The organism is Beijerinckia sp. L45 (assembly GCF_009765775.1).
GTDB lineage: Bacteria > Pseudomonadota > Alphaproteobacteria > Rhizobiales > Beijerinckiaceae > RH-AL1.
Genome location: NZ_LMUU01000177.1, coordinates 1 through 7,622 on the forward strand (window position 1 = coordinate 1; position 7,622 = coordinate 7,622).

Below are 7,622 nucleotides of genomic sequence, written 5' to 3' on the forward strand. Positions count from 1 at the left end.
GCTCGAGACCCGACTGTTCGGGTACGGTGAGCATCACGCGGCCATCGACGACGCGGACAGCGAAGCGGGGCAGGTCGTCGACCGCCGGAGGCTCGACGCACTTGCCCGTAGACAGAGAGAAGGCGGCCTTGTGCCACGGACACCTCACGTCGTGGATATCAGTGAGACGTCGGCGCACGTATTCATCCGCGACGATCACAAGTAGCTTGTTGTTTCGGTGAATGCTTCAGCGATTCACCATCGCCAGCCCGGCATCGTGGTAGCGCGCACCGACGATCGCATCATGTGGGACGGCGGATTCGATTGAGGCAAGATCCTGCGGCGATAGGACGATGTCGGCGGCCGCCACGTTCTCTTCGAGCCGGTGGATCTTACGAGTTCCTGGAATGGGGACAATGAAGTCACCCTGGTGCAGGACCCAGGCGAGCGCGAGTTGCGCGGCGGTGACTCCCTTTGACGCCGCAAGATCCTCGAGCACCTTCACGACGGCTAGGTTCGCGTCGAAAGCTCCGTCGGCAAAACGTGGAGACGTCCGCCGGTAGTCATCAGCGTCGAGGGACTTCATGTCGCGTATCGCTCCCGTGAGGAAGCCTCGCCCAAGTGGGCTGTACGGCACAAACCCGATGCCGAGCTCACGGCAGGTGGGCAGCACCTCTGCCTCCGGATCACGCGTCCACAGCGAGTACTCGCTTTGCACCGCGCTGATCGGGTGCACCGCGTGGGCCCGTCGGATGGTGTCGGCGCTAGCCTCGGAAAGGCCGAGAGCACGGACCTTTCCCTCACGTACGAGTTCGGCCATCGCGCCGACAGTTTCCTCGATCGGCACGTTCGGATCGACCCTGTGTTGATAGAGAAGATCGATGGTTTCGATGCCTAAGCGCTTCAGAGAGGCCTCGGCCACAGCCTTGACGTGATCAGGCCGGCTATCGGTGCCGGCCATGCGGGCCATGCCAACGCCTTCGTCTGATATCTTGAAGCCGAACTTGGTGGCGATCGCCACGCGATCCCGCACGTCCTTCAGCGCCTTTCCGATGAGTACCTCATTATCGTAGGGTCCGTATACTTCGGCGGTATCGAAGAAGGTGACGCCAATGTCGACCGCACGACGCAGCATCTTGATCGACGACGCTTCATCCTGGCGACCGTACACGCCGGTGAGACCCATACATCCCAGGCCGATCGAAGATACGGTGAGATGCTTTCCAAGATGGCGATGTTGCATGTAGCGATACTCCGTTGACGCTTCACAGATAGCGCCTCGCCAAGTCACACCGACAGTTTCAAGGATAAAGGCTAGCCGGTTGGTGTCATCCCCACGGGGTGCAAGGTGCACCCCGTGGAAGGGCGTCAGCCGATCCGCGTCGTAATGGCCTTCTGTTCGAGATAGTTGGCAAGCACCGCCTGACCCATCTCGCGTCCCCATCCCGACTGCTTGTAGCCGCCGAAGGGAAGCGCCGCATCGAACACGTGGTAGCAGTTGATCCAGATCGAGCCAGCCTTGAGGCGGTTGGCGATGCGCTGGGTTTCACCGCCGTCCTTGCCCCATATGCCCGCTGCGAGACCGTAGATCGTGTTGTTGGCCTCCGCGATCAGGGTGTCGTCCGCATCGTCGAAGGGCGCCGCGACCAGCACCGGTCCGAAGATCTCCTCGCGAACGACCTTCATGCCAGGATTGGTGTCCACGAGGATGGTCGGCGGAACAAAGTAGCCCTTTCCGCCCAGTCCCTTGCCGCCGCAGACGGCGCGTGCGCCTTCTTGTTCACCAGAGGCCAAGAACTCCGTGACACGATCGTATTGGACCTGCGACACGAGAGGTCCCATGTCCACGCCGTCGTCGAGGCCGTGGCCGATCTTGATCTTGGCGGCCTCCTTGGCGATACCCTCGACCACCTCTTCGAAGATCGACTTGTGCACGAACAGCCGAGAACCGGCGTTGCAGCACTGGCCGTGGTTGAAGAAGATCGCCGCCGTGGCTCCAGGAATGGCCTGGGAGAGATCGGCGTCCTTCAGGATGATGTTCGGCGACTTTCCGCCAAGCTCAAGCGATACCTTCTTCAGGTCGCGCGATGCAGCCTGAACGATGAGCCGGCCGACCTCCGTCGAACCCGTGAAGGCCACCTTGTCGACGTCGGGATGACCCGCGAGGGCAGCGCCTGCCGTCTCGCCGAAGCCCGCTATGATGTTCACCACGCCAGCCGGTACGCCCGCTTCGAGGATGAGCTCTCCCAGGCGCAACGCCGAAAGCGGCGTTTCCTCCGCGACCTTCAGCACGACCGTGCAACCCGTGGTCAATGCCGGGGCGAGCTTCCACGCCGCCATGAGCAACGGGAAGTTCCAGGGAATGATCTGGCCGACCACTCCGACGGGCTCCGGCCTCACCATAGAGGCGAACTGCATCCCGGGTGCCGCAAGGGCGGAAATGTTGATGTACTTGCCTTCGATCTTGGTGGCCCATCCCGACATGTAATGGAACATGTCCGCGGCCAGGGTCACGTCGGCGGCCTTCGCCACCGCCTTTGGCTTCCCGTTGTCCAACGCCTCGATGGAAGCGAGTTCGTCTGCGTGCTGGAGGATGAGGTCGCCGATCCTGTGGATGATGCGACCGCGCTCCGACGGCGTCATTCGCGCCCAGGGGCCGCTTTCGAACGCGCGGCGCGCCGCCTTCACGGCCAGGTCGATGTCGGCCTTATCACCTTCGGCAACATGGGCGATCACCTCGCCGGTGGCCGGGTCGTGCACTTCGAAGGTCTTGCCGGACTGTGCGGCGACCCACTTGCCGTCGATCAGCAGCGCCTTCGGCTTGGAGAGCCAATCGCGGATGGCCTGCGGTACGACTGCGGTCCGCATCAGGGGCTGGGAATGAACGTTCATGCAAAGTCTCCCTAGGCTTCGGCTTAGGTTGGTCCTCTCGGCGTCACGCAAGCCGTTAGCGCGCGCCGAAGCCACTGAGTCGCTACATTGGAACCGATATAGCGGCCCAGGCAAAGCACGGGTTCGAGAGGCGCTAGGTAATCAGGAAGCCGCAGACTCGGTGCTGTCGACGAACAAGATGGTGGGAGCGTCCGGCGAGTAGTTCGGGATGTCGGCGGCCACGGCTTGTCCCTCGGCGGTGCCGAACGCGTCGAGGATCGCCTGCCGGCTGTCGAACGTCCCTATGAAGCTCCAGAAGTAGGCTCCAGGGCTTTCATCGAGACCCGTCGCCGGGCCGTAACTGTATCCGCGCAAGCCGGGCATCTTCTCGACCAGCGGCATGTGGACCGCACGGAAATGCTTCTCGAATGCGGCGGTATCGGTGGGCTTGTCATAAAGAACGACGAGTTTGCTCATGGGATCTTTCACCGTTGCGTAATTGCGAGTGCGATCGAGGTATCGATAAACTGGGCCCATCTCGCATGGATCTTGAGGATATCACACGCGACAGAAGTCGCCTTGTCGGTCGCGCCCGGATCGCGTCTCGCGCCAAACGTCGTCCAATCGATTGCACCTGTCAACAGAAAATGACCATATGGTCACTTTGGGGGAGGGTTTGTGCTTGAGCGTCGCGAAGTCGGCAAAACGGTCCTACCTCTCGGCCGCCGTCCGGGAAAAGGCCATCGTCGAGGCGGCCACCGCATTCTTCGCCGAACACGGCTTCGAGGGGCAGACCCGAGAACTCGCGAAGACGATGGGAATCACGCATTCGGCGATCTTCCGGTATTTTCCAACCAAAGAGGCGCTGATCGACCGCGTCTACGAGCACGTCTACCTCAGCCGATGGAACCCGACCTGGAACGATCTCATCGTGGACAGATCCATGTCCTTGGAGGCTCGGCTCACGCGCTTCTACATCGAATACGCAGAGCGGATATTCCATTACGATTGGGTCCGGATCTTCGTCTTCGCGGGGATGCGGTCCGTTGGCATCACCGACCGGTATCTGAAGGTTCTGCGAGACAACCTGATCATGCCCGTCTGTAGGGAGCTACGAAGCACAGGGTCTCGCGAGCCAGAAGGATCTGACGCGCCGTCCGTAGCGGACGAGGAAGCCGTCTGGGGGCTGCATGGCCAAGTCTTCTATATGGCAATCCGCGAGTTTATCTATAACCAAACCATTCCGGAGGACCGGAATTCCGTGATCAGCAACCACGTCAGGATCTTCATGGCGGGCATCCGGGCCTAAAGCAGAAGACGAGCATGGCCGATGTGCGGCTTGTCAAAAACCCGGCCCTGAAGGACCGGGTTTCCAGTGCAAGATAGGGGATGAACGCGATCAAGGCGGTAGTGCAGAAGCTGACGGCACGTCCTTCTCGTCCGAGCCCTGCAGTACATGCTCATGGTGTTCGCACCGCCAGCCGTCAACTACCCAAGAGTGAGAGTTCAGGCGGCTGACCGCGGTCGTCAATCATCCGCATCGATCCTTCGATGACGACGAATATGAGATCGCGCCAATCTCTACTGCTCCAGCTGGGGCAATACGCTTCTTTGTATCTCGCGGCGGCGATGGGAGCGACCTTGAGTTGCGGCGACCGCTGGCCCGCTCAGATCGCCGCAGACAGCATGAACGCCACCGCCGGGACGCGCGACGGCGAACTGCGCGTCTCCTTGCGCCAAATGTAGATGCGTTCGACGAAAGGAAATCGAAGGGCTTCGCGAGGGTTCCATCGATCGTCTGCACGCTCGCGACGCCGACCGTCGCCTGATTCATGGTGGAGGTCTGCGGCCTCCCACTTCCGAGCGCTTTGCCTGATCGCAATTGACGAAACACAAAGCGCCGCGGTCAGTAAGCTGATCGAAGATCCTACATGCCCGCGTTCGGTCACGCTGTCGGTATAAAAGCGACATCGCTGCCTCACGATTTCAGCCACATCGAAGCTCTCGGCGGGCGCTTTCCATTGTCTCTGCCAATCGGGGTGTCGAACAGTTGTTGCGAGGGCATCGAGATCAGCGATGCTGAAAGGGCTCAACGCTGAAGGAGGCGGGCAATGTCGAGCCTCGTCGTATGCCCCAAACCGAAAGTCGAACTAGAGGCCGCCCAAGAAGAACTTCAATGAATGACGAGCATCGATAAGGCGAACGCGATCGCCGACACGAGCACCGTTCCAGCAAGACAGAGGAATTGGCCGCGACCGAATTCGAGGCGGAATTCGTCGGCGGACTGCCCGGCTGGCACTGTAATGGACGCGCCGCCGCAATGGCTGGACACAAACACCTGGTCGGCTCGGTGAAGCTTGATGGGCAAGGTGATGTCACTCTCGAGAGATGGGCGATCGGATCTTGGGTCAGAGCCCGGCCCAGTCATGAACTTTCGGTGAGACTCGAGCGGGTCGGCGCGACAGCTACCGCGGGGACCTATCTCAAAGAGGGCCGGGCGCGTTGTCGACGCCCGGGCCGAAGATCTAGGCTGCCTTGTCGGCGATGACCGCCCGCGCCTCGTTGCGCCTGGAGGTCAATGCTCGGCCGGCCACCCCGGCTTCGCCGATGTTCGAGGCGGGATGTTCGCGCAGGACGACGTTGATATGTCCATGCGCAGACCCGATGGCCTTATGAGTGATCTCCGTCATTCGCTGGATGAGCGCGACCTTTTCTTCATCTGTGAGGCCGACTTCCAGATCGCATTGTATGTACGGCATTTCGCTTCCTTCCTTTTGTGGTTGCGCTAGTTCTTCGCCACGCGGTTTCTAAGCTGCTCGTGGCCGGCGAGATCGATGCCTTGAGGTCCTGCCACGTAGTCCGGAACGTGTTCTCCCGCATCGACGAAGTTGTATCCGGGCATTTCGCGGACGACGAGGAACACGTTCTCGATCCCGCAGCCGGTCGCATCGACTACGGCTTGTGACAGTTCCACGGAAAGCTGATGTCGCTGCTCCTGGGTCCTACCCTCGCGGATGTCACAAGTTATGATAGGCATCGGTCTCTCCCATTTACGAGGTTGATCAGGGGTGATCGCTGACTTCGGCGCCGAAGCCCGTTAGCGCCCGGATTTGAAGTTCGCGGAAACGGCTTTCGCTGTGAGCTTCGCGAACACCGAGAAGCGTTCCGAGCCAGCCGGCGATGAAGCCAAGCGGGATGCTCACAATGCCCGGGTTCGTCAACGTCAACAGCGGATGCAGATCATGGAAGAAGAGGCCCCTCGGACCGATGAATGCGGGTCCTACCGCTACCAACCCCAACGCGCTGCACAAGCCGATCGACAGCGCGGCGACGGCGCCCGTCGTATTGAACCGCCTCCAGAAAAGGGAGAACAGGATTACGGGAAGGTTCCCGCTAGCGGCGACCGCAAAGGCCAACCCGACCAGGAACGCGACGTTCAGCGTCTGGGCCGCGAGGGCCAGCGCGACCGCTGCACCGCCGACGGCGAGGGTAGCGATCTTCGCCACCCTGACCTCCGATTTCTCGTCGTTGGTGCCGCGATGAATGACCTGCGAGTAAAGATCGTACGCAATGTTCGAGGTCGCGGCGATGATGAGGCCTGCAACCACGGCGAGGATCGTGGCGAACGTCACCGCGGAGACGAAAGCGACAAGCACTTCGCCTCCAACGGTTCCGTTTCCGCCTCCAAGCTCCAACGCCAGGAGCGGCGCCGCGCTGTTGCCGGCCTTGTTCGCGGCGAGGATCCTGTCGTGGCCTACGAGCGCCGCCGCACCGAAGCCGAGCACGGTTGTCATTACAAGGTAGACGCCGACGACACCGATCACCCAGTTCGCAGAGACGCGGGCCTGCTTGGCGTCGGGCACGGTATAGAAGCGCATCATGATGTGCGGCAGTCCCGCGGTTCCAAGCACCAATGCGAGTCCAAGCGATATCAGGTCGAGTTTGTTCGTGAAGTAGAGTCCGGGCTCCAGGAACGCCCGGCCCTTGCCGCTGGAGGACGCTGCGGCCTGCAGCAGCGCATCCAGGCTGAAACCGAACCGATAAAGCAGCAGGATTGCGAGCAGCGCCGTGGTCGCGAAGACGAGGACGGCCTTAACGATCTGCACGTAGGTCGTCGCCACCATGCCGCCAAAGAGAACGTAAACCACCATCAGCAGACCGACGACGACGATCGCGGCGCTTGGCGAGATGGGAAGGAGAAGGGATGCGATCGCGCCCGCGCCGACGAGTTGCGCGAGGAGGTACAGGAGCCCGATAGCTATCGAGGATGCCGCAGCTAGCGCGCGCACCGGACGTGCCTTTAGGCGGAACGCCATAACATCGGAGATCGTGTACTTGCCGGAGTTCCGAAGGGGTTCAGCGACGATGAGCACGATCGCAACCCATCCCACGATGAACCCGAACGAATAGAGGAGGCCGTCGAAGCCGTAGAGCGACACGAGTCCGGCAATCCCAAGAAAGGACGCGGCCGACATGTAGTCGCCGGATATCGCAAGGCCGTTCTGCCATCCGCTCAGGCGGCGTCCCGCGACGAAGAACCCGCTCGCGTTCTTGGCCCGACGGGTCGCCCAATACGTGATGCAGAGGCTGACGACGATGAACGCGATGAAGAAGGACGAGGTGAGGATTTGGCCCTTGGCGGACGCGATCATGACACCTCCTTCGCGTCGGCGAGGCGAAGGCGCGCGGCGAGCGCGAGCGGATCCATCACGATCTCCGCCCATCGCGAATAAGTAACTGCGACGAGGAACGTGACGGTGAATTGCGCGAGG

The 7,622-nt window shown here is 61.4% G+C and carries 9 protein-coding genes; 2 read left to right on the top strand and 7 right to left on the bottom strand.

All coding sequences use genetic code 11. The features are described 5' to 3' along the window. The 4 genes from GSQ79_RS19505 to GSQ79_RS19520 form a co-directional block, all read right to left on the bottom strand. Window positions 1–199, bottom strand: a 199-nt coding sequence (locus GSQ79_RS19505; RefSeq protein ID WP_368669959.1) for a nitrite reductase (NAD(P)H) small subunit, incomplete at its 3' end; no start/stop codon positions are given. A gap of 27 nt (window positions 200–226) precedes the next feature. Further along, on the bottom strand, window positions 227–1,222 hold the full coding sequence (locus GSQ79_RS19510) for an aldo/keto reductase (protein WP_158810333.1): 996 nt from the start codon (window positions 1,220–1,222) through the stop codon (window positions 227–229). A 125-nt stretch (window positions 1,223–1,347) separates the two neighbouring features. Beyond that, window positions 1,348–2,847 (bottom strand): aldehyde dehydrogenase family protein, encoded by a 1,500-nt coding sequence (locus GSQ79_RS19515; RefSeq protein WP_158810340.1) that lies wholly within the window; start codon window positions 2,845–2,847, stop codon window positions 1,348–1,350. Window positions 2,848–3,012: 165 nt separating this feature from the next. Then, window positions 3,013–3,327, bottom strand: coding sequence for an EthD family reductase (locus tag GSQ79_RS19520; protein WP_158810334.1), 315 nt, complete (start codon window positions 3,325–3,327; stop codon window positions 3,013–3,015). Between the two features lie 205 nt (window positions 3,328–3,532). On the opposite strand from GSQ79_RS19520, the gene GSQ79_RS19525 reads away from it, so the two are divergent. Together GSQ79_RS19525 and GSQ79_RS19530 are read left to right on the top strand one after the other, a co-directional pair. Further along, window positions 3,533–4,159, top strand: a complete 627-nt coding sequence (locus GSQ79_RS19525; protein WP_368669960.1) for a TetR/AcrR family transcriptional regulator — start codon at window positions 3,533–3,535, stop codon at window positions 4,157–4,159. 242 nt (window positions 4,160–4,401) lie between these two features. Continuing rightward, window positions 4,402–4,596 (top strand): hypothetical protein, encoded by a 195-nt coding sequence (locus GSQ79_RS19530; RefSeq protein ID WP_158810335.1) that lies wholly within the window; start codon window positions 4,402–4,404, stop codon window positions 4,594–4,596. 779 nt (window positions 4,597–5,375) lie between these two features. On the opposite strand, the gene GSQ79_RS19535 is transcribed toward GSQ79_RS19530, so the two are convergent. From GSQ79_RS19535 to GSQ79_RS19545, 3 genes are read right to left on the bottom strand one after another with little or no spacing between them, the layout of a single operon-like run. Continuing rightward, a complete protein-coding gene (locus GSQ79_RS19535) occupies window positions 5,376–5,609 on the bottom strand; it encodes a tautomerase family protein (RefSeq protein WP_158810336.1) in 234 nt (77 codons plus the stop codon). Window positions 5,610–5,635: 26 nt separating this feature from the next. Further along, on the bottom strand, window positions 5,636–5,887 hold the full coding sequence (locus GSQ79_RS19540; protein WP_158810337.1) for a tautomerase family protein: 252 nt from the start codon (window positions 5,885–5,887) through the stop codon (window positions 5,636–5,638). A gap of 25 nt (window positions 5,888–5,912) precedes the next feature. Beyond that, the gene (locus GSQ79_RS19545) at window positions 5,913–7,502 is read right to left on the bottom strand and encodes a cation acetate symporter (protein ID WP_158810338.1); all 1,590 of its coding nucleotides are present in this window, start codon (window positions 7,500–7,502) and stop codon (window positions 5,913–5,915) included. Window positions 7,503–7,622 lie beyond the last annotated feature (120 nt).